Here is a 928-nt window from a genome sequence, read left to right on the forward strand (position 1 = left end):
CCCCCCCTTTCTTTAATCAAAATAACATAATTGCTTTATTCCAATTTCCTTTTATGGCTTTGATGCGCTGCGGTCTTAAAAATCTAAGAGCTTTTGCAACCGAAAGTTAATAGCTTACGCTACAACTTTCGCTTTCGCTCTTAGTATATTTTAAGACCTGTCAAAGCCAAAAAGTTTTCTCGGCATAAAAACGACTCTTAACAAAATTACAAGATTTATTTTTATTTTATTCGTATATGAATAATTTGAGAATGAGCATATCACTTTACAGAATCCAAATTCGACGTTAAACTTTCGTTAGAAACCCGCAAGGGCGCACTTATACGTCGTAAACGACGTCCGTGAAAAACTTTTATTTTCTACTTCGTAGGAAAGTTTTTTCTCACCTGCGTTCGACGTTACTTTTCAAATATTTTTATAAGTACAACTAATTAAAATTTGATAAATACATACAAAAATAGCCTAGAACTATAAATTAGATCTAGGCTATTTTTTATTCGTTTTTTAAATAATAATCTTGTTTTTCATAATTAAATATCGCAATAATTGAATTTGCTTTTGACTCTGTTTCTGAAATTTTATCATCACTTGTATGAATTAAGTCGCCATCTTCGTTGTCATCTAAATTTAAACGCTTGTGAGCCGTTTTTAAAGCTCCTCCATAGGAAATGAGTCGTTTAGCATATAAACCTCTCTCAAGGTCTTCTACGGCCTTTAAATTGCTTTCTAGGTCATCTGAGAGGTAATCAGATGATTTAACGCTGTATTTAGCTGTTTCCTTAATTGCTGATGTAATAGCAGAATCCTGTTTCTTATTCGGTTTGATTGCTCGAATGTCCACAATGGGTCTATAGTCCACTTGCAACGCTCGTTGCCATAAGTCTGTCCATTCATTTTGAGTAATATAATTTTGCTTACCGTCAAAAAA

At 33.0% G+C, this 928-nt stretch carries 1 protein-coding gene; it reads right to left on the bottom strand.

The window, feature by feature from the left end; all coding sequences use genetic code 11:
• Positions 1-493: 493 nt before the first annotated feature.
• The coding region (locus tag HMPREF2846_RS00515; protein WP_176745453.1) for a protein rep at positions 494-928 on the bottom strand (435 nt) is incomplete at its 5' end.

The organism is Staphylococcus sp. HMSC056G08, from assembly GCF_001812305.1.
Taxonomy (GTDB): Bacteria; Bacillota; Bacilli; order Staphylococcales; family Staphylococcaceae; genus Staphylococcus; species Staphylococcus simulans.